The 20,093-nt window shown below is 43.8% G+C and carries 18 protein-coding genes and 1 tRNA gene; 9 read left to right on the forward strand and 10 right to left on the reverse strand.

Going from position 1 to position 20,093, the window contains the following annotated elements; all coding sequences use genetic code 11:
* Window positions 1–21: 21 nt before the first annotated feature.
* Window positions 22–94: transfer RNA gene (locus KNP96_RS09120), tRNA-Val, on the reverse strand.
* A 237-nt stretch (window positions 95–331) separates the two neighbouring features.
* Window positions 332–958 carry a nitroreductase family protein gene (locus KNP96_RS09125; protein ID WP_088836325.1) on the reverse strand — a complete coding sequence of 209 codons (627 nt, stop codon included), beginning with the start codon at window positions 956–958 and terminating at the stop codon, window positions 332–334.
* 192 nt (window positions 959–1,150) lie between these two features.
* Between KNP96_RS09125 and yhfH the strand changes: the two genes are divergently transcribed.
* The 4 genes from yhfH to KNP96_RS09145 all read left to right on the forward strand — a co-directional run bounded on the left by yhfH (window position 1,151) and on the right by KNP96_RS09145 (window position 4,028).
* A complete protein-coding gene (gene yhfH / locus KNP96_RS09130; protein WP_084157661.1) occupies window positions 1,151–1,297 on the forward strand; it encodes a protein YhfH in 147 nt (48 codons plus the stop codon).
* A 220-nt stretch (window positions 1,298–1,517) separates the two neighbouring features.
* Complete coding sequence (locus KNP96_RS09135) at window positions 1,518–2,363, forward strand: polysaccharide deacetylase family protein (protein WP_088836324.1); 846 nt, start codon at window positions 1,518–1,520, stop codon at window positions 2,361–2,363.
* Between the two features lie 12 nt (window positions 2,364–2,375).
* On the forward strand, window positions 2,376–3,026 hold the full coding sequence (locus KNP96_RS09140; protein WP_214770073.1) for a YkyA family protein: 651 nt from the start codon (window positions 2,376–2,378) through the stop codon (window positions 3,024–3,026).
* 93 nt (window positions 3,027–3,119) lie between these two features.
* Complete coding sequence (locus tag KNP96_RS09145; protein WP_029332642.1) at window positions 3,120–4,028, forward strand: EamA family transporter; 909 nt, start codon at window positions 3,120–3,122, stop codon at window positions 4,026–4,028.
* A gap of 59 nt (window positions 4,029–4,087) precedes the next feature.
* On the opposite strand, the gene nagE is transcribed toward KNP96_RS09145, so the two are convergent.
* From nagE to KNP96_RS09160, 3 genes are all read right to left on the reverse strand, one after another.
* Window positions 4,088–5,596 carry an N-acetylglucosamine-specific PTS transporter subunit IIBC gene (nagE, locus tag KNP96_RS09150; RefSeq protein ID WP_214770076.1) on the reverse strand — a complete coding sequence of 503 codons (1,509 nt, stop codon included), beginning with the start codon at window positions 5,594–5,596 and terminating at the stop codon, window positions 4,088–4,090.
* A gap of 159 nt (window positions 5,597–5,755) precedes the next feature.
* Complete coding sequence (locus tag KNP96_RS09155) at window positions 5,756–5,953, reverse strand: CsbD family protein (RefSeq protein WP_088836321.1); 198 nt, start codon at window positions 5,951–5,953, stop codon at window positions 5,756–5,758.
* Window positions 5,954–6,070: 117 nt separating this feature from the next.
* The gene (locus KNP96_RS09160) at window positions 6,071–7,273 is read right to left on the reverse strand and encodes an ornithine--oxo-acid transaminase (RefSeq protein WP_214766721.1); all 1,203 of its coding nucleotides are present in this window, start codon (window positions 7,271–7,273) and stop codon (window positions 6,071–6,073) included.
* Between the two features lie 181 nt (window positions 7,274–7,454).
* Between KNP96_RS09160 and KNP96_RS09165 the strand changes: the two genes are divergently transcribed.
* Window positions 7,455–9,494, forward strand: coding sequence for a sensor domain-containing protein (locus KNP96_RS09165; protein ID WP_214766723.1), 2,040 nt, complete (start codon window positions 7,455–7,457; stop codon window positions 9,492–9,494).
* Between the two features lie 411 nt (window positions 9,495–9,905).
* Here the strand turns inward: KNP96_RS09165 and KNP96_RS09170 are convergent, their stop codons facing one another.
* Entirely contained in the window at window positions 9,906–11,303 is a 1,398-nt protein-coding gene (locus KNP96_RS09170) for a basic amino acid/polyamine antiporter (RefSeq protein WP_204251430.1), read from the reverse strand.
* Window positions 11,304–11,417: 114 nt separating this feature from the next.
* Between KNP96_RS09170 and KNP96_RS09175 the strand changes: the two genes are divergently transcribed.
* Both KNP96_RS09175 and KNP96_RS09180 read left to right on the forward strand, forming a co-directional pair.
* A complete protein-coding gene (locus tag KNP96_RS09175; RefSeq protein WP_088838422.1) occupies window positions 11,418–12,101 on the forward strand; it encodes an MgtC/SapB family protein in 684 nt (227 codons plus the stop codon).
* Window positions 12,102–12,209: 108 nt separating this feature from the next.
* The gene (locus KNP96_RS09180; protein ID WP_214766725.1) at window positions 12,210–13,844 is read left to right on the forward strand and encodes a peptide ABC transporter substrate-binding protein; all 1,635 of its coding nucleotides are present in this window, start codon (window positions 12,210–12,212) and stop codon (window positions 13,842–13,844) included.
* Window positions 13,845–13,942: 98 nt separating this feature from the next.
* Here the strand turns inward: KNP96_RS09180 and KNP96_RS09185 are convergent, their stop codons facing one another.
* Entirely contained in the window at window positions 13,943–14,200 is a 258-nt protein-coding gene (locus tag KNP96_RS09185; protein ID WP_088836316.1) for a hypothetical protein, read from the reverse strand.
* 248 nt (window positions 14,201–14,448) lie between these two features.
* Entirely contained in the window at window positions 14,449–16,185 is a 1,737-nt protein-coding gene (gene ade / locus KNP96_RS09190; RefSeq protein ID WP_088836315.1) for an adenine deaminase, read from the reverse strand.
* 127 nt (window positions 16,186–16,312) lie between these two features.
* Between ade and KNP96_RS09195 the strand changes: the two genes are divergently transcribed.
* Together KNP96_RS09195 and KNP96_RS09200 are read left to right on the forward strand one after the other, a co-directional pair.
* Complete coding sequence (locus KNP96_RS09195; RefSeq protein ID WP_214766727.1) at window positions 16,313–16,852, forward strand: gamma carbonic anhydrase family protein; 540 nt, start codon at window positions 16,313–16,315, stop codon at window positions 16,850–16,852.
* Window positions 16,853–16,960: 108 nt separating this feature from the next.
* A complete protein-coding gene (locus KNP96_RS09200) occupies window positions 16,961–17,158 on the forward strand; it encodes a hypothetical protein (RefSeq protein ID WP_214766729.1) in 198 nt (65 codons plus the stop codon).
* Between the two features lie 132 nt (window positions 17,159–17,290).
* Here the strand turns inward: KNP96_RS09200 and KNP96_RS09205 are convergent, their stop codons facing one another.
* Window positions 17,291–18,874: an ABC transporter permease/substrate-binding protein gene (locus KNP96_RS09205; RefSeq protein ID WP_088836312.1), complete on the reverse strand. Its 1,584-nt coding sequence runs from the start codon at window positions 18,872–18,874 to the stop codon at window positions 17,291–17,293.
* Window positions 18,871–19,998, reverse strand: a complete 1,128-nt coding sequence (locus KNP96_RS09210) for an ABC transporter ATP-binding protein (RefSeq protein ID WP_088836311.1) — start codon at window positions 19,996–19,998, stop codon at window positions 18,871–18,873. Before KNP96_RS09210 ends, KNP96_RS09205 begins: the two co-directional genes overlap by 4 nt.
* Window positions 19,999–20,093 lie beyond the last annotated feature (95 nt).

A 20,093-nucleotide genomic window follows, 5' to 3' on the forward strand; every position in this document is an offset into this window, starting at 1 on the left:
TGATGAACGGGACTTTTAGTATGATTCTGACTGGGCTCGAACCAGCGACCTCTACCCTGTCAAGGTAGCGCTCTCCCAGCTGAGCTACAGAATCATGATGCAGTACGTTATGTACTTGCTAGGACATTTATTAATATAGCAAGAAACTAAACAGCTGGCAAGTAGTTTCCGTAAAAAAAATAATTTTTTCATAAAAAAACAGTCGAGCTGACTCAAAAAGAAATCACCTTTCTTTTTACGCGCTTTTTTTGCAAGAGTCGCGTGAAGCAAGTGATTCCTTTTAAACAAGATGGGTGTGGCACATGTTTACTTTTGAGTCAGCCCCTTGTTTTTATAATATTGTTGTCACTTGATCGACTGGTAAGCGAAGTGCCGGGCGTTTTTTCGCATTTTCAACGGCTTTACCGACAGCAATCAACATAACAGGTACAAAACGCTCTTCCGTAATGAACGTATCGGCGAATACTTGATGATCGAAACCGCCCATCGCAAGCGTCGAGAGCCCTTTCGCTTCTGCCACGAGCATCAACTGCATCGCAGCTAAGCTGGCATTCGACATTGCCGCGTCACGGCCGTATGCAGCACTTTGGTAGGCACCTTCTACTTGCCCTTTGATCGAGTCAAATAACTCTTCCGTCATGCCGCCCGCTTCGACAGCTGGTCCGTAGACCGGATTGTAATTACGGTTTGCCTGCGTATCACCCAGCACGGCGATGACGACTGAAGAAGACGTGATGGCTGGTTGATTGTAAGCAATCGGTGCGAGCTGTTGTTTCGCTTCTTCTGAGTGGAAGGCGATAAAATGCCAATGTTGTAAGTTCCAAGCACTTGGTGCAGCTGTTGTTAATTCGATTAATTCTTTTACTTCCGTTTCAGTTAATGTAAATGACGCATCATAATGACGAACAGAACGTCGTTCATTCAATGTTTGCAGTGTTTCTGAAAAAGTTTGGTTCATGATGTAATCCCCCTTAATAGTATCTAATTTACTTTGATATCGTATCATCCTGTTTCTCGACTGTCATATGACAAGACTTACTTAACTTCATCTGTTATAAAACAATTATTGACTTTCATCATCTGTACTAATACAATAAGATTATATAAACAACGTTGTATACACATTGATTGCCATTAGGAGGAGATACAAATGGAACAGCCACTTTACCAAGAGACATCTGCTGAATTTTATCGTCAACTCCCTGCAAAAACTTGTGCTACCTGTGGAAAAGAGATGGATGAACAATGCGAATCTTACCAGTCCGAATGTACGGATTGCACAGTCACTGAACAATAAGTGAGCTATAACAAAGAGGACAAACAGATCCAAACGGGTCTGCTTGTCCTCTTTTTCATATTTAATTTAAATCAAATATCATCTGTTTTAATCTAACTTACTGAGTCATAATTTGAAAAATCTTACTCAGTTATCTTTTTGTAACATGTTTGTTACAAATGAAACAGACAAAATGTTACAGTTAACCTATACGATTTTCCGCAAAGGAGCTATAACAGCGATGGATTCATACAACACTGGAAATCCGATTGGTCTTGGACCACGAAAACGACATTCTAAGAACAAATTTCTTCGCAAGCTATCGATTTTATTCACCTTACTTTTACTTTCTGTCGGTGGATTCATCGCCTATCAATACATCAAGCCGAAACAACAGCTCGCTACTGTAACGGTCACAACGCTCGGACAAGTCCCTGTTGCTAACATGGAAAAATCCCGGGTCGATCAATGGAATGGTGTGACAAAAAAAGTCGCCTATTTAACGTTTGAGGATGGTCCTAGCGCCTTAACCACAGACATTTTAAATGAACTGGCGCAACAACAAGTCAAAGCTACTTTCTTTTTCATCGGAAGCAACATCGACGCCCAGCCGACGTTTGTAAAAGATACCGCAACAGCAGGACATTACATCGGTTTGCATAGTGAGACCCATGACTATGAAACGCTCTATAAGAAAAAACAATATGTCAAAGAGATGCTGAGCGTCCAAAAAAAGATTAATCAGTTAACGGGACATTCGCCTCTTCTGACGCGTCCTCCGTATGGCTCGTCTCCCGGTATTTCAAAAACGATTGCGAATGATGTGGCGTCTGCGAATCTACGTGTCTGGGACTGGTCGATTGATTCGATGGATTGGTATTACAAAGACAGTGCAAAAGAAGTCGCAAAAACTGTCATCGACCGGGCAGAAGATCCCTTCGAAATTATTTTATTACATGAACAACCACAAACGTTACGCGCACTTCCAGCAATCGTTGCCGGTTTAAAGAAAAAAGGCTATCAGTTTTCGATTTATGATGAAGACTTCCATATTCCGTTTAATTTTGTTCAGCAATCCAATCTATAAGGAGTTTCGTTCATGAAAAAAATATACCTGTCTCTCACTTTTCTCTCGAGTTGTGCTGCGTTACTTTTAAGTGGTTGTTCAACAGATTCCTCTATGGACTTTTATGACAAACTCGAGGAGCACGCAACGTACGAACAAGACGCGACCACGCTCGCAGAGTCTAGAAGTAGAAAAGATGAAATTTCCGTTAACACGTACCAAGCAGTTCTCGATGCAGGAGCTGAGGAAATCAAGCGGTCACAAAATGAACGTGAGGAATTAATGGCTTTAAACGAAGAACGATCCTCTTTGCTTGAACAAGAACAATCGTTGCGCCGAGAGGCTTTCGCCAAGTTAGATATGCAAGAATTAAAAGATTACGTCGCAGAACTCGAAACCGAACCGAAACGTGAAGGATCTCGCGTGATTGAAGTCATCGAACAGCGTGAACAAGCATTTACTACGTTCGTTAAGCAGTATACCGCTTCAATGAACGCGGAGGAAAAATTACTCTCCTACTTGACCGAGAAACCGAACTTCGTTAAGATTGATGAAGCAACAGCCGACTTAAATCGTACTACGCGTCAGGCTACAGCTACGTTAAACGATTTTAATCGTTTAACTGCTCGCTACAATGAATTAAAACCCGCCTTTTACAAAGAGGTAGGTCTCAACATTAAATAACTCACACAGGTTGCAACCAAACCCTGTCCAAAAAACCTGGACAAGGCCCTGTTGCAACCTTTTTTGTGCGTTCTAAAACATGGAGGCAACTAAATGAATCGATCAAAAGCAACACTTTTCGTTTTAATCGGCGCTATCAGTTACGGTGTCCTTTCAACGATTGTCAAACTAGCATATGCTGCCGGCTTCGACTCTGCTACAGTTTCAGGAAGTCAGTTTCTCTTCGGATGGCTCATGATTTTCATCCTTGCGCTATTTACAAAAAATCTACGTCTCGCACCTACGACCGCTATGAAACTGGTCATTATCGGCATCTCCAGTGGGACGACAGGTTACCTTTACTATCAGAGCCTGCAGACAATATCTGCTTCCGTCGCAATCATCTTATTGTTCCAATTTACGTGGATTGGTGTTGTTATCGATTCAATCATTTCGAAACGCTTACCTTCACGGGCACACTTCTTGTCAGCAATCCTCTTGATTGGCGGAGCCATTTTGGCAAGTGCTGCTTACACGAGTTCGCTTGACTTCCGCGGAACGTTGTTCGGATTAGGAGCAGCGGTCAGCTTCTCCATCTTTTTACTCGCGAGCGGACGTGTCGCAAATCATCTTCCGGTCATCAAAAAGAGCTTTTATATGATGACAGGTGGGTTACTTTTCGTCATGATTATGTATCCACCTACTACTTTCTTGAGCGAAACAAATTTTGAGAATGGAATGTTGCTTTATGCCCTTCCACTCGGCTTATTCGCTTTGATTTTACCACCACTTTTATTTGCTGCAGGTGCACCACATCTCAGTCCTGCCAGCGTCTCATTGCTCGGGGCTGCCGAGCTCCCAACAGCAGTTATCTGTTCTGTGCTCATTTTAGGCGAACATTTAATGGGCTCGCAATGGATTGGTATCATCATCATTTTAGTCGGTATTTTTTATCCGATTTATGCCCACGCCCCAAAACAAAAAACAGTCACTGCGTCGCACAATCAACGTGACTTTTCTTAAAAGTGTATCTCCCTTCAAAACAAAAGACCATCGCTCATGAGCGATGGTCTTTTGTTTACTTATTTTTGACTTTTCATGGCATCCGCGACGAATTCAACATCTGTCCCGATGATGATTTGGACGTTTGTCGCCCCCATCTTCATGACACCTTTTGCACCAGCGGCTTTAATCGCTGCTTCATCAATTACACTTGTATCTTTGACTTGTAAACGTAAACGTGTTGCACAATTATCAATCGCCGTCACATTTTCCGTACCTTGTAGACCTGCAAAGATTTTTGCTGCTTGTTGCTCATACTTATCATCTGAAACACCTGTTACGATACCCGTGTCTGTTACGAGCGATTCATCTTCACGACCTGGTGTTTTTAAATCAAACTTCGTAATCATGAAGTAGAACAGGAAGTAATAGATGACCGCGAACGCGAGACCAACCGGAATCAGCAACAACGGTTTTGTAGCGATTCCAAAATTCAAGGCATAGTCGATAAAACCGGCCGAGAATGAGAAACCATGCAATACTCCGATTAAATTGACGACGGCCATCGAAAGACCTGTCAAAACAGCATGCATGACATACAAGACGGGTGAAAGGAACATGAATGAAAATTCAATCGGCTCTGTAATCCCCGTTAGGAAAGAAGTCAATCCTAAACCGATCATCGCTCCGGCAACAGCTTTTCGATTTTCTTTTCGTGCTGCCATCACCATTGCAGCAGCAGCTGCCGGTAGCGCAAACATCATAATCGGGAAGAAACCAGCCTGATAAATACCCGCTGTCGGATCTCCGGCAAAGAAACGGGCAATGTCTCCATTGACGATCGTCCCGTCTGCTTTTTCATACGACCCGAAGACGAACCAAAAAATATTGTTTAAGACATGATGAAGACCGACAGGAATCAAGAGACGGTTGAAGAATCCAAACAGTGCGGCACCGCCTGCTCCGAGGCTGACCATCCATTCTCCTGCACCATTGATCCCATCTTCGATGAACGGCCATAAGTAACCAAAGATAAAAGCTAAAACGAGCATGACAGCAGAGGTGATGATCGGAACGAACCGTCTCCCACCAAAGAATGCTAACCAATCTGGAAGTTTAATGTTATAAAAACGATTGTAAAGCAACCCAGCTGTAATTCCGGCAATGATTCCGCCAAATACAGCCATATTGACCATCGAACCGAGACTCGCCTGATTCGCAATCGCACTCAAGGTCGCACCGTCAGCTTTCGTCGAAGAGTCATTGACAATGGCCGCTATCGCATCATACTTCGCTTGAATTTGGGCGTTGGAATAATCTTTGTTCATTGAATCAACACCATTTTTTAAAACGAGATAACCAACTGCCCCAGCTAATCCGGCTGCCCCGCTGGCATCAATCGAAAGTCCGATTGCGACACCAATAGCGAAGATGAGCGGCAGGTTATCAAAAATTGCCCCTCCCGCTGCAACCATCAATGGGATATCCAGCATGTCTGCCGATCCGAGTCGTAAGACAATCCCTGCGGCTGGTAATACGGCGATTGGTAACATTAAGGCTTTACCAATCCGTTGAAGAAATTGCAACATACACTTCATCCTTTCTTAAGTAAATAATGATTTGTGATAGAACAATGAAAACGCTTTTACAACTGTTATTATTTCATATAAACATCTAAATGACTAGACCTTTATACAAATTTATTCATAAAAAAAGTACCCGAACGTTCGGGTACTTTCAGCCATGCATTAATGACGATTCGTATCCTCAAGATCTTGCTGGACATTTCCGACTGTCTTTTTCGCGCCGCCTTTTAGTTGATCTTTCTTCCCATCACGTTCTGTTGATTTATCCCCTGTTGCTTTACCAAGTGCCTCTTTTGCTTTACCTGCTGCTTTATCGACTGCACCATCGAGCTTTTTATTCAAACCACTGTTATCTGACATATTCATTACCCCCTATTTTTTATGCGAATAATAGTATTTTCCCACCTCTAAAAGAATCAAACATAAAAAAGAAAAAGACTTCCCGTCATTATCGACTGGGAAGTCTTGATCCCTCCATTATTGCGTTACTGAAGCGCCTAATACTTGTTCGATTCGTTCAAAGGCCCAGTCGAGCTCTTCTTTCGTGATGACGAGTGGCGGTGCAAAACGAATGACCGTCTCATGCGTTTCTTTACAGAGCAAACCTTTTTCTTTTAATGCTTCACAATATGGACGAGCCGCTTCTGTCAACTCAACCCCGATGAAAAGACCGCGTCCGCGGACTTCTTTAATGATTGGATTTTTAATTTGTTTTAGTTTCTCCATGAAATACGTTCCGAGTTCGAGCGACCGCTCAGGTAACTTCTCATCTTCAAGTACTTCAAGCGAAGCAACTGAAACGGCACATGCTAATGGATTTCCACCAAACGTTGAGCCATGCGAGCCTGGATTAAAGACATTCAGTACGTCCCGATTTGCCGCGACACATGAAATCGGGAAGACTCCGCCCCCTAATGCTTTTCCGAGAATATACATGTCTGGCGTCACTTCGTCCCAATCCGAAGCAAACCACTTGCCTGAACGTCCGAGACCTGATTGGATTTCGTCAGCCACGAGCAGGACGTTCTGCTTTTTACAGACAGCTTGGGCGTCTTTTAAGAACCCTTCGTACGGAATCAAGATTCCCGCTTCCCCTTGAATCGGCTCAACGATGAAAGCTGCCGTATTTTCAGTGATTGCACCTTTTAAGGCTTCCAGGTCACCATAGGGAATCGTTTTGATTCCAGGTAACAGTGGTCCAAAACCACGTTGGTATTCTGCTTCCGTCGACATGGAAACAGCAGTCATCGTCCGCCCATGGAAGTTTCCTTCGCACACGATAATCTCAGCGTCGCCCGGAACCCGTTTTACTTCATACGCCCAACGTCGTGCAGCTTTCACTGCTGTTTCGACGGCTTCTGCACCGGTGTTCATTGGTAGAACCATATCTTTATTCGTCAACTTCGCTACTTTTTCATAGAAGAAACCTAACTGATCATTATGGAACGCACGTGACGTCAACGTAATCTTATCAGCCTGGCGTTTTAAAGCTTCGATGATTTTAGGATGACGATGCCCTTGATTGACGGCTGAGTAAGCACTGAGCATATCCATATACTGACGTCCTTCCGGATCTTTGACGAAGACGCCTTCCGCTTCTGAAATGACGATTGGAAGTGGATGATAGTTATGTGCCCCGAACTGCTCTGTCTGTTGAATGATTTTTTCTGTTTGATTCATAAATAGTCCCCCTTTGACTCTTTAGAAAACGCTTTCAAATCGATTATAACAGATTCCTCAAAATAATCTTCATACAAAAATTAAACATCTAAGAGGGTTTATCTGCATGTTGATTGAATATATTGGGAATAGACAAGACAACTGAACTATCAATTTGCGTAACAAGGAGTGTGTGCATGTAATGGACCGTTCGACCATTGATTCCTATGAAGTCGTCATGAGTAAGTTCCCCTTACCTGCCTTCATCTTAAATCTGGATTTAACCGTTCGTATCTGGAACCCTTCGGCTGAAGACTATTGGGGATGGTCTGCAGATGAAGTGTTAGGTCGAACACTTCCGTTATTAAATCCGGAAGACGTTGCTTTTAGTGAACAGATTTGGAAATCATTTTTAGAACGTCGTCAGGCCATTCAACTTCCGAACACGTATTTTTTACACAAAACAGGTACAAGCATGACCTCGACAATGTTGATCACACCACTGTTTGACGATAGCGATGAATACGTCATAGGTGCTTCTTTTTGTAGTCTTCCTTCAACCGCTCAACATTCTGGTACGAAACCGCTCTTTCAAGGATTGATGGACTTACGCTATGCGTTTGATCAAATCGCCTGTGTCCTCGTTTTGGATGCACGGGGCACTATCGCTTATGCGAACGCCAACATGGTCGATTTCACAGGTTTTTGTCCGAATCAGCTAATCAAGCGCCCTTGGACGCAGTTGCTCAGTGCAGCCGAAAACGAAGTATTGATGACCATCCGCTCGCAAATTAAACAAAAAAAAGCCTGGTCCGGAAAAGTACCGATTGAAACGTCATCGTCCGAAAAAAAGTTTCTCCAAGCGACACTTATTCCGATTTATGATGCGGCCGGTGTCCGGTTCCAACACCTATTTATCGGGACTGATGTGACCGAAACAACGCGTCTTGAAGAGGAACTTGATTTTCTAGTCCACCATAACGAAATGACGCACTTACTCAATCGACGTGGATTTTTAAGAGAAGGTGCAACAATGTTCAATCACGCTTCACCCACTCAGCCGCTCGCTTTAATCTTATTTGATATCGATCGTTTCAAAGTCATCAATGATTCGTTCGGAACGCACATCGGTGATCAACTTTTACAAGCATTAGCCATTCGTCTCTCACAGCAGACAGAAGGTACCTTAACCTTTCATCCAATGAGTGATTTATTCGGTCTACTCATTCCCGCTTCCGACAGAAATATGTTGTTCCAACTCGTCCGTAAGCTCCAACAAGTCATTCAACGCCCTTACTACATTAATGGTCATTCATTAATCATCTCCTGTACGTTCGGAATCACGCTCTATCCGTCAGAGGCCAGTTCACTCGAAGATTTATTCCGGCGATCAGAAATGGCACTATACTCAGGAAAAGCTGTCGGAACAGGAACGATTCAATATTTAACACATGAAATGGATCAACAATTTACACGAAAAGTACAGCTTGAACGTTCTTTATTTACAGCTTTGGAAGATGGCGCGTTCTCACTCGCTTATCAGCCAATCATCAACTTGAAAACGAGACGTGTGAATGGCTTCGAGGCATTGCTGCGTTGGAATCATACAGCACTCGGAAGTATTCCGCCGGCTGAGTTCATTCCGCTTGCCGAAGAAGTAGCACTCATCACACCCATCAATAACTGGGTCGTACTCGAGGCGTGCGAACAACTAGCCAAGTGGCAACAGACGATTGATCCTAAGCTGACGATGGCCATCAACATTTCCCCCCACCAGTTCCAAAGCGATTCCTTTATCCGGACGCTCCAACACTTGATTTCAAATAAAATAATCTCGCCTCGCTCAGTGACGCTTGAGATGACAGAAAACATCGCTATCCTACAAACGCAGCGAACACTCGAACGGATGCAATTGATCAAGTCACTCGGTTTCCGCCTGTCCATCGATGATTTCGGAACAGGTTATTCTTCACTTCAATATTTAAGTGCTTTTCCAATTGATGAACTCAAAATCGATAAAACTTTTATTGATGGGATTGACGTTGGAAATGTAGGATTATTAGATTCCATTATTCAACTAGGTCGGAATTTGAACCTTAATTTAGTTGCGGAAGGAGTCGAAACTTCCAGCGCTGAAGCGTATCTAAAAACAACATCATGTCAACAGATGCAAGGATTCATCTTCGCAAAACCTTTATCCGTCGACGAGGTCGACAAACGATTTAATTCCTCAACTAGCTGATATCGCTTGTTTAACAATACAAAAAGGGCTGACTCAAAAGTCAGCCCTTCAGCGTGTAGACAAATTATTAAGAAGCGCAAACATGCGGTATCGAGATGCAATCCGTTCGCGCTTCCCTGTCTCGCCTCGTCTTCAAAGCGGCAATCTTTCGCGCTCTAAACCGTCTCCATGCCCGGCTTTCCGTCACGGTGTTATCTAAAAAGCGTCACATTTCGTTGACTCCTATGGGGAAAAATGCGTTTTTGACGCACGTTCAGAGGCAGGCAAGACCCTGCTCGTTGTCCGCTAGGATCCAAGGAGCAACGGCTTGCGCCTCGCCCGAGGAAAGCAACGAAAAAAGATGCTTGATCTCCCGATAGCACGTTGTCTACAGTCGGAAGGGCTGACTCAATAGTCAGCCCTTTTTTACGATTACAACTGGATTTGACCAGCGATCATACCATAAATGGCGATCCCCGCTAAAATTACGAGCACACCGCTCGCGATCATCTCGTAACGTGACATGCCACTACGTTTTTGCTCACGTTCTGCTAACGAGTAGGCAATGATACCCGGAGCATAAACCAATGCTGCAATGACGATGTACCAAATACCCGACGCATACACGAGCCAAATCGAATAGAAGGAAGCAATAATAGAGAAAATCAACATCTTCGTATTGCGTTCCGCCTTAGAGAAACGAACGCTATAGATCGCCGACAACAAGTACGGTAAAAGTGCACAGATCCCGGCAATACTCGATAAAACAAGATACGTTTGGGCCGAGAACAAAGCAACCGCCGCAACGAGTTGTGTCGCAATTTGTGTGATAAGCAATGCGCCGACGGGTGCTCCGTTCCGGTTCGTCTTCGCGAACACTTTTGGAAAAGCTCCATCTTTTGCGACAAGATAGGAAATCTCTGAAGCTAAAATCGTCCAACCGAGCAAAGCACCAGACAACGAGATAATTAATCCAATCATGATGATGGTTGCACCGACCGGTCCGATTGCGGCTTCCAAAACATACGCCATTGTCGGTTCATTTAATCCGGCTAGTTGCTCTTGCGTCAGGACACCGAGTGATAACACTGAAATCAAGATGTAAATGACGAGTACGCCGACGAGACCTGTCACGGTCGCCTTACCGACATCACTCCGCTTGTTCGCACGTGACGATAAGACGACGGCTCCCTCAATCCCGACGAATGCCCAAAGCGTGACAAGCATCGTTCCCTTCACTTGTTCAAAAATCGATCCAAGCTCCGTTCCCTCTCCCCAAAAATTAAGATTGAACGTGCGTACATTAAACGCAATCCCAACGAGCAGAATGAAGATTAGGATGGGGACAAGCTTAGCGATTGTCGTAATCAAGTTAACGAGTGTTGCTTCTTTAATCCCACTCGAGACAATCCAAAACAGTCCCCACACGACGACGACACTCATCATCAATAAAAATAGTCGATTTTCCGCTGAAAAAATCGGGAAGAAATAACTGAGTGCATTAAAGACTAACGTGATATTCGCAACGGTACCGATCCAGGCGGATACCCAGTACCCCCAAGCGCTATTGAAACCAACGAAACGACCGAAGCCTTCTCGTGCATACGCATAAATACCACCTTCAAGCTCCGGCTTACTATTCGCCAAGTGCTGAAAAACTAATGCCAACATAATCATACCGAGCCCTGTAATGCTCCAACCGATTAAAATCGGACCAGCACTTGCTTTTTGAGCCATCGCTCCTGGCAGGTTAAAGGCTCCCCCTCCAACCATCGAACCGATGACCATTGCTGCTAATGCAAAAAAACCAATCTTTTGTTGATTCATGATGTAAACACTTCCTCCAAATCTGTATATCTATTCATATTAAACGTATATTCATTCGAAGACACAAAGTTCATTATAACAAAACCCACTTCAATGTAAAGAAAGGATTTGATGATGATGGCATGGGTGCATTCGTTCCAACTAGAGGACTTATATAAATTAATGATTGCCGCAACATTTGGAATCATTATCGGATTCGAACGTGAAGTCAAAAACAAGCCAGTTGGTATACGTACTAGCCTCGTAATTACCCTGATCAGTTGCCTGTTAACCATCGTTTCAATCAACTCCGTTATTTTTTATGAAAACATTGCTTCTCATGTCCAGATGGATCCGATGCGAATCGTCGCCCAAATCGTCGCCGGAATTGGATTCATCGGAGCCGGCGTCATCCTCCGACGTCCACATGATATCGTCAGTGGTTTGACGACAGCAGCAATTATCTGGGCAGCGAGCGGCATCGGGATTGCCGTCGGTGCAGGATTCATTATTGAGTCAAGCTTTCTCGTACTTTTTCTATTCGTTTCGCTCGAAAGTATCACCTGGATCATGAAACGATTCAACAACAGCCGGTTTGAAGCAAACGTCATCGTCGCTCATTTGACTTTACCGGAAACACTCGATGCAGAAACGGTTAAAAAAGCGCTCGAACAACAAGGGGTCCGGATTACGAATATTCGTTTACGCGGCACGCCACAGCAATTGACATTGCGGATGTACTCGCCTCACCGTGTCACGATTTTCATACTTTATGACTACTTGAAATCGCTCGGAATTGGGCAAATAGACCTTGATCAGTGAGAATTATCAGAAAATTTATGTTGCATTTTCATCCATTTTCACTTAAATTTACATTATGTTCAAACTTTTCTGAAATTATTTTAAATTAATCGGGGGGTCATTTTTCACATGAAGAAACAGACTAAAATCGCCTTTGCTGGCTTATCGAGCATGGCGCTACTCGCAGTAGCAGCTTGTGGTCAGGATAATGAATCGAACGGTAGCTCGTCATCAGATGGTAACAAAAAACAAGAAGTGACATTTATCTCTACAACGGATGTCCCACAACTCGATCCAACGAAAACGACGGACTCGACATCAATCATCGTGACAAACAACGTATTCGAAGGCCTTTATCGTCTGGATGGTGAAAATAAACCAACGCCTGGGATGGCTGAAAGTGTTGAAGTATCCGATGATAAACAAACATATACCTTCAAACTACGCAAAGACGCAAAATGGTCGGATGGTTCATCGGTCACAGCGGATGATTTCATTTACTCATGGAAACGTGCACTTGATCCGAAAACAGGTGCTGAATATGCGTACATCTTACAGGATTTAAAGAACGCCAATAAAATCATGGCGGGTGAAGCAGAACTCGACGAACTCGGCGTCAAAAAAATCGACGAACAAACACTCGAAGTTCAGCTCGAAGCACCTGCACCGTATTTCCTTGGTTTGACGAGTTTCCCTACGTACTTACCACTTAAGCAATCATTCGTCGAAGAAAAAGGCGACAAATTCGCGATGAATGTTGAATCGATGAACTTCAATGGACCTTTTATCTTGTCAGATTGGCAATCGAACGCCGGATGGACATACAAAAAGAATCCAGATTACTGGGACAAAGCAAACGTCAAAATGGATAAAATCGATGTGAAGGTCGTAAAAGAAATCTCGACCGGCGTCAACTTATTCGAGTCAAAAGAAGTTGATTTCGCACCGATCACTTCTGAATTCGTTTCACAATACGAACAGTCAGAAGACTACAAAACACGTCCAGACGCACGGATCAATTTCTTACGCTTCAACCAGAAAAATAAAGCACTTCAAAATGAGAACATCCGCAAAGCCCTTGCACTTGGTTTCGAGAAGCAAGGCATCACAGATGTCATCCTGAACGATGGATCAGAACCTGCGAACTTCATCGTCGCAAAAGATTTCACGTTCACACCGGACGGCGAAGACTTCCGTGCGAAATACCCAGACCTTCAAAGCTTTGACGCTGCAGAGGCGAAAAAAGCCTGGGAGGCCGGTCTAAAAGAGTTAGGTGTTAAAACAGTTGAACTCGATATGCTTTCACGAGATGAGGATGCCTTCAAAAAGGTATCTGAATTCTTAAAAGGTGATCTCGAGAAGAACTTGCCTGGCTTGACGGTCAAAATCAAGCAACAACCGTTCAAAAACTTCCTTGATCTTGAGTCAAAAGGTGACTATGACATCTCCGCTGCCGGCTGGGGCCCTGACTACCAGGATCCAATGACGTTCCTCGACATGTGGTTAACGGACGGAAGCTTTAACCGGATGAACTACTCGAATAAAGAGTTTGATCAACTTGTTAAAGATGCGAAAAAAGAAACAGATGAAGCAAAACGTTGGTCTGATCTTCAAGAAGCTGAAAAAATGCTTCTCGCAGAAGATTATGCAATTGCTCCAATCTATCAAAAAGGTGAAGCTTACTTGCAACGGGCTAATATCGACAAATTATACCGCCACCCATTTGGTGCTGACATGAGCTTTAAATGGATGGAAGTTAAGTAAGTAACATATGAAATCCAAAAATCCATTCCGGTGGGTTTTTGGATTTTTTTATTTTGTAAAACAACAAAGACCCCTTCTGCCGGAGCCGTCTGGGGTCTTTACTGTGCGATTTGTTTATAGAATTCAATTTTTTCATGTTGTCCCTCTTCTACTGCTCTGAAAAACTCGGCGAAAAATTCATACAACACCGTTCGCTCTTGATAGGTCGGACCTGCTTGACGGATGACAGAAAACGCAAGGTTTCGCAGTTGACGTTTTGTTCGACGCCGCTCTGGCAACTCATGAAATTGGTCGATAAACGAGCGATAGACGCAAGCAATCAGTTCTTGATGTCCTTCAAAATACGATTTATCCATACGATCCTTCCTTTCTTTTTTCTTTTATATTTTACGAATCAAGGGTTAAAAAGTTTCACTAAAAGTGATGTTTTTCACAGATGATATAAAAACAACTATAACAAGGATCAGATAATGATTCAACTTGAAAAATATTAAGTTTCAATAACAAATGTAAAGGAATGATGGGATTTGAGGCGGGAAGGAAATCAATAAAGCAGGTGAACACTAGTCGTAGTGAGTGTTCACCTTTTTTAATTCGTGTTTCTTTATTTTGGGGCCTGCGTCTTAATATGTTGGAAGGTTTTGACGTCAAACAGTCCGCTGTCCGTCAATTTCAAGTTCGGAATGACGGGTAAGCAAAGGAACGACATCGTCAAATACGGATTGAATGAACGATCCGCTTCTAGTACATCCAGTGCATCGTTTAACTTTTCTAACGTAGCTCCGACTTCCTCGAACGGACGACTCGTCATCAAACCGGCGATCTCAAGTGGCAGTTCTGCCAAGACGTCCTCACCTTTGACCGCGATGACGCCTCCCCCCGCTTTAACGAGACGCTCTGCTGCAAGCTTCATCTCCGCATCTGAAGTACCGACGATGACGAGGTTATGTGAATCATGGGCGACCGTCGCGGCAATCGCTCCACGTTTCATACCGAATCCTTGGACAATGCCAACTGCTGAGAAGTCTGTTCCGTTATGGCGTTCGATGACAGCAATCTTTAATAAATCTTGCGCTGTATCCTGCACAAACATTCCATCGACGACGGGCACATCCAACACGAGATGGTTCGTAACAATGCTTTTCGGAATAACTCCGATAACATTTGCTTTCGGGTGCGCGAGTGGCAGTTCAAACACTGTGTCCGTGATTTCTTTCGTTTTTAATTCACCGCGCAAATTAGGTGGGACCGTTACTTTTGGAGACGTAATGATTGTTTTACCATCCCGAGCGACCGGTTCGCCTTTTACGAACACTTCACGAATCACTACACGATCAGGATCCGTCAAAAGAACGTAATCCGCCCGGCGTCCTGGGACGATTGCCCCGCGATCTTGTAATGCATAGGCATTTGCTGCATGGAGTGATGCCATCGCATATGCCGTTTCCCGTTTAATCCCATGCTCGATCGCATAGCGCACGTTGTAGTCGATCGTTCCCTCACGTAATGTATCATCCAAATGTTTATCGTCTGTACAGAATAAGAAGCGACTCGCATTGCTTTCCGTTACGGCATCAAGTACTTCTTTTAAATTCCGGGCTGCCGATCCTTCACGGACTTCGACATACAAACCTCTGCGTGCACGTATGAGCGCTTCTTCTTTCGTAACCGCTTCATGATCCGTCCGGATGCCGGCAACCCCGTAGATATTGACTTCACGTGCACCAAGACCTGCTGCATGACCATCAACGAGCTTTCCTGCTGCTTCAATCTGCTCGATTTTCTGTAGCATGTCCGCATCGGCACGTTCGACCGCCGGGTAATCCATTACTTCTCCCAAGCCATGGACACCCGGATGATTGACGAACGGTACTAAGTCGGCTGCCTTTAACGACGCCCCTGCGTGTTCGAACGACGTCGCCGGAACACAGCTCGGTAACATCATCCGTACATCAAGACGAAGCTGTTCCGCGTCATCTAACATGAACTGTAGACCGTCCGCTCCCTTGACGTTAGCAATTTCGTGTGGATCGGCGATTACCGTCGTCACTCCGAGCGGTAAGATGGCCTGTTCATATTCACTCGGTGTCACCATCGAAGATTCGATATGGACGTGTCCATCGATGAAACTCGGTGCGATATATTGATCCGTTCCATCAATGTTCTCTTCACCTTCATAGCCGTCCCCAACGGCGGCGATGTAGCCTGAATCGATTGCGACATCCGCTTGATAGGTCTCACGTGTCATCACATCAATGACCTGAATGCCTTGATAGACAATTGCCGCTTTCTGTTTTTTCGCAGCAATCGCGATAAGTCGTGCTCGAACTGTAGTATCCATCCTATATCCTCCTATAATGACCGGTATTTTTACCATCTTACAATTAGATTGTAAGCAGTTGCAATTTATTTTTCGGGAGTTCAAGATAAAAGAGGTAATTCTTAATCGAAAGTGAGGACAAGCAATCATGAAGTATCGCGTCGGAAACTTAATTCCAAAGGTCGATCCAAGCGTATATATCGCAGACGGTGCAAAAGTCATCGGTGAAGTCGAGATCGGGAAAGATTCAAGTGTCTGGTTCAACACCGTCATCCGCGGGGATGAAGGGCTCATCTCAATCGGGGAGCGGGTTAACATTCAAGATGGTTCGATGATTCATCAATATGAGGAATACTCAACGATTATCGAAGATGATGTCACGATTGGACATATGGCCATGATTCACGGAGGCATCATTCGAAAAGGCGCATTAATCGGCATGTCAGCCACAATTTTAGACGAAGCAGAAATCGGAACCGGTTCGTTCGTCGCTGCCGGTAGCCTCGTTCCACCTAAAATGGTCGTCCCTCCGAATTCGCTCGTCATGGGCGTCCCTGCAAAAGTCATTCGCGAAATCAATGATCACGACCGGTTCATCATGGAGCGGACTGTCAAAAAATATATCAAGCGCGGACAACAGTACGCTGCTGATTGTGTACCTTTATCTGAAGATATGACACCCTTGTGAAAACACTTACAATATTCACCTGTTTTTAACATTTCTCCTCTCGTTCGTTTACATGTTGCACGTACACTAAAGGTGTAGCACATGAATCGAGATTGAGGGGGATATGAGATGATTCCATTATTCGCAGAGCGATTGATGTCTGATTTATTTTTGTCGACGAGCAATCCAAGTTATGGTCTTCCTACATTACCTGAACACGAAGCAGATTGGTTGACGATTGAAGTCCAACAGCGTATTATTAATGATGCCGAGCAAAAATCTTTGAGTTCAGGAACAACTCAACCAAGAGAGGAAGAACGTGTATGATTCAGCAAAACACCGTTCGCGCTTGGCTCGCTAGTCGAATCAAAAAATAATGATCTTATTTTCCAAAACGATATAGCGCGTCAGCGCGCATATAAAGAGCCGAAGCGGATTCCCGCCTCGGCTCTCTTTTTATTATTTTTTAATCATACCTTCTTCAATCAAGAACTCACGTGCAACATCTTCTGGTCGTTCTTTTTCGACGTCAGCCTTAAAGTTCAATTCTTGCATCTTCTCATCCGTGATTTTATCTTTTAACATATTGAGAACTTCTTTTAATTCTGGATGTTCATCCAACGTTTCTTGACGAACGATTGGAACCGCGTAATACGGTGGGAAGAATTCTTTATCATCCTCAAGGACCGTCAAATCAAATTTCTTCAACAATCCATCTGTCGAAAAACTATCGATGACGTTCGTTTTTCCATTCGTCAATGCCGTATAACGAAGCCCACCATCAACAGGCTGGACATCTTTGAATTTCATGTCCGGATATTTCTCTTTCAAGCCAAGGTATCCGTCTTCACGATTCGCAAACTCAATTGTTGAACCAAGAATCAGACGATTACTGACAGCAGCCATATCAGAGACTGTTTTCAAATCATATTTTTCGATGTCTTCTTTTGTCATCGCTAATGCGTACGTGTTATTGAAACCAATCGGATCGAGGACATCGACCTGACTTTTCGCTGGAATCATTTTTTTAACTTTTTCATACACGACTTCTGGATCCGTTTCTACTTCTTGTTTGAGTACATCGATCAGAAGCGTCCCCGTATAGTCTACATACGCGTCAATTTCTCCAGTCTCAAGCGCACCATAGGCAACTTTTGTACCACCGAGGTTTAATTGACGTTCAACTTCTAAGTCGGTCTTATCTTCGATTAAATCAGCCAACATGTTCCCTAAAATCAATTGTTCCGTAAAGTTCTTTGAACCGATGACGATTTTATCCGGCTTCAAGAACGAATACGCAACCGTTCCACCAATTAATAAAACGACGATACTCGCAATTGCGATTTTCTTACCGGCCGACATCGCTTTGCGACGTTTACGTGTCCGATTTTTGACCCGTCCGTCTGCCAGCTTAATTCCGTTTGGTGCGACCGAATATTCAATCCGGCTGACGATGAAGTCAATCGCAAGCGCTAAAATACCTGCTGGAATCGCACCGGCTAAAATCTGATTGTTATCAACGGTTTGAATACCGGAGAAGACAAGATAACCAAGTCCACCGGCACCGATGAACGCAGAAATCGTCATCAATCCAACCGCTGTAACGGCAGAAATCCGAATTCCGGCCATCATGATCGGTAGGGCAAGCGGAATTTGAACCTTTCCTAAAACTTGTCGTTCGGTCAGTCCAATCCCTTTTGCAGCTTCCAACATATCTCCCGGAATACTTGATAAACCTGTGTACGTATTTTTGACAATCGGGAGTAATGAATACAAGACGACCATGATAATCGCCGGTGTCGAGCCGATCCCGATGAACGGAATCAAGAAACCAAGTAACGCGAGACTCGGAACCGCCTGAACGACACTCGTCAAGGCGAGGACTGGTTTAGCGAACCGTTGATAACGCGTAATTAAAATACCGAGCGGAATCCCTAAGATAACTGCGATGACGACCGCAAATACGGTCAGCTGTAAGTGTTCAAGTAATAAGTTCCAAATTTGATCAGTGTTATTTTTTACATAGTCAAAAAATCCACTCATTGCACTTCCTCCTCCTGAATGAACTGCTCACTCAAGACGGAAAGCAAGCTACTTCGTGTAATCAAGCCGCGTAATTGACCGGCTTTGTTCGTTACAGGTAAATAACCTGTTTCTTCATGGTTCATTACTTCTAATACATCAAGCAGTGAATCCTGTTCATCGACGGCAACAAGTTCACCTTCCATGATTTCTTCAATTCGTTGACTCTTATCTGAAACCGTTTGGATGTTTTTCAATTTAACGATTCCCTGTAATGTACGATCACGATCTGTAATCAGCAGGCTATCCACTTTTCGTCCACGCATGATTTCTATCCCTTGCAGCAACGTCCGCTTACCACTGATTGAGACGGGATCTTCAATCATGATATCTTCTGCTTTAATGAACGCCGGACTACTCCAAATTTTATTTTTTCCAATGAATGATTCAACATATTCATCTTTTGGATGTCGTAAAATTTCTTCGGGTGTATCAAATTGAACAATTTCCCCATCACGCATGATACATATCCGATCGGCTAGCTTGATCGCTTCATCCATATCATGGGTGACGAATACGATAGTTTTCTTTACTTCTTCTTGGAGATTAAATAATTCTTCTTGGAGGTCGTTGCGGGTAACGGGGTCGAGCGCACTAAACGGTTCGTCCATTAAAATAACATCTGGATCATTCATCAATGCACGGGCAAAACCGACACGTTGTTGTTGTCCACCACTGAGTTCGCTTGGGTAACGGTCAATGAATTGTTTCGGGTCGAGGCCGACCATTTGGAGAAGTTCTTCTGTCCGTTGATCCATTTGATCGTGATCTTTTCCTTCAAGACCGGCAATCAATTGAATATTTTCACGAACGGTCATGTGTGGGAATAGACCGGTTTGTTGAATGACGTAGCCCATATGGCGTCTCAGTTCAATCGTATCCGTCTTCATGATGTCCTTCCCATTCACTAAAATCGTTCCTGAAGAGGGCTCAATCAAACGGTTGATCATCTTGAGCGATGTTGTTTTTCCACAGCCACTCGGACCGATGAATACAACGAGTTCACCCGCTTTGATTTCTAGCGTTAAGCCTTTTAAGACAACATTGTCCTTAAATTGCTTCCCGACATTTTTAAATTCGATCATCCATATTTCACTCCTTTTACTATTTCCATATATTATGTTTTCCCTATTTTTTTTGAATTCAAACAATATTTTTCGTTTTTTGTTTAAATCTCGAA

Source organism: Exiguobacterium sp. s133 (assembly GCF_018618595.1).
Taxonomy (GTDB): Bacteria; Bacillota; Bacilli; order Exiguobacteriales; family Exiguobacteriaceae; genus Exiguobacterium_A; species Exiguobacterium_A oxidotolerans.

Bases quoted from the DNA above. Each gene is read 5' to 3' on its own strand.
- KNP96_RS09125 (WP_088836325.1), bottom strand. From the start codon at position 958: ATGAACCAAACTTTTTCAGAAACACTGCAAACATTGAATGAACGACGT.
- yhfH (WP_084157661.1), top strand. From the start codon at position 1,151: ATGGAACAGCCACTTTACCAAGAGACATCTGCTGAATTTTATCGTCAA.
- KNP96_RS09135 (WP_088836324.1), top strand. From the start codon at position 1,518: ATGGATTCATACAACACTGGAAATCCGATTGGTCTTGGACCACGAAAA.
- KNP96_RS09140 (WP_214770073.1), top strand. From the start codon at position 2,376: ATGAAAAAAATATACCTGTCTCTCACTTTTCTCTCGAGTTGTGCTGCG.
- KNP96_RS09145 (WP_029332642.1), top strand. From the start codon at position 3,120: ATGAATCGATCAAAAGCAACACTTTTCGTTTTAATCGGCGCTATCAGT.
- nagE (WP_214770076.1), bottom strand. From the start codon at position 5,596: ATGTTGCAATTTCTTCAACGGATTGGTAAAGCCTTAATGTTACCAATC.
- KNP96_RS09155 (WP_088836321.1), bottom strand. From the start codon at position 5,953: ATGTCAGATAACAGTGGTTTGAATAAAAAGCTCGATGGTGCAGTCGAT.
- KNP96_RS09160 (WP_214766721.1), bottom strand. From the start codon at position 7,273: ATGAATCAAACAGAAAAAATCATTCAACAGACAGAGCAGTTCGGGGCA.
- KNP96_RS09165 (WP_214766723.1), top strand. From the start codon at position 7,455: ATGGACCGTTCGACCATTGATTCCTATGAAGTCGTCATGAGTAAGTTC.
- KNP96_RS09175 (WP_088838422.1), top strand. From the start codon at position 11,418: ATGGCATGGGTGCATTCGTTCCAACTAGAGGACTTATATAAATTAATG.
- KNP96_RS09180 (WP_214766725.1), top strand. From the start codon at position 12,210: ATGAAGAAACAGACTAAAATCGCCTTTGCTGGCTTATCGAGCATGGCG.
- KNP96_RS09185 (WP_088836316.1), bottom strand. From the start codon at position 14,200: ATGGATAAATCGTATTTTGAAGGACATCAAGAACTGATTGCTTGCGTC.
- ade (WP_088836315.1), bottom strand. From the start codon at position 16,185: ATGGATACTACAGTTCGAGCACGACTTATCGCGATTGCTGCGAAAAAA.
- KNP96_RS09195 (WP_214766727.1), top strand. From the start codon at position 16,313: ATGAAGTATCGCGTCGGAAACTTAATTCCAAAGGTCGATCCAAGCGTA.
- KNP96_RS09200 (WP_214766729.1), top strand. From the start codon at position 16,961: ATGATTCCATTATTCGCAGAGCGATTGATGTCTGATTTATTTTTGTCG.
- KNP96_RS09205 (WP_088836312.1), bottom strand. From the start codon at position 18,874: ATGAGTGGATTTTTTGACTATGTAAAAAATAACACTGATCAAATTTGG.
- KNP96_RS09210 (WP_088836311.1), bottom strand. From the start codon at position 19,998: ATGATCGAATTTAAAAATGTCGGGAAGCAATTTAAGGACAATGTTGTC.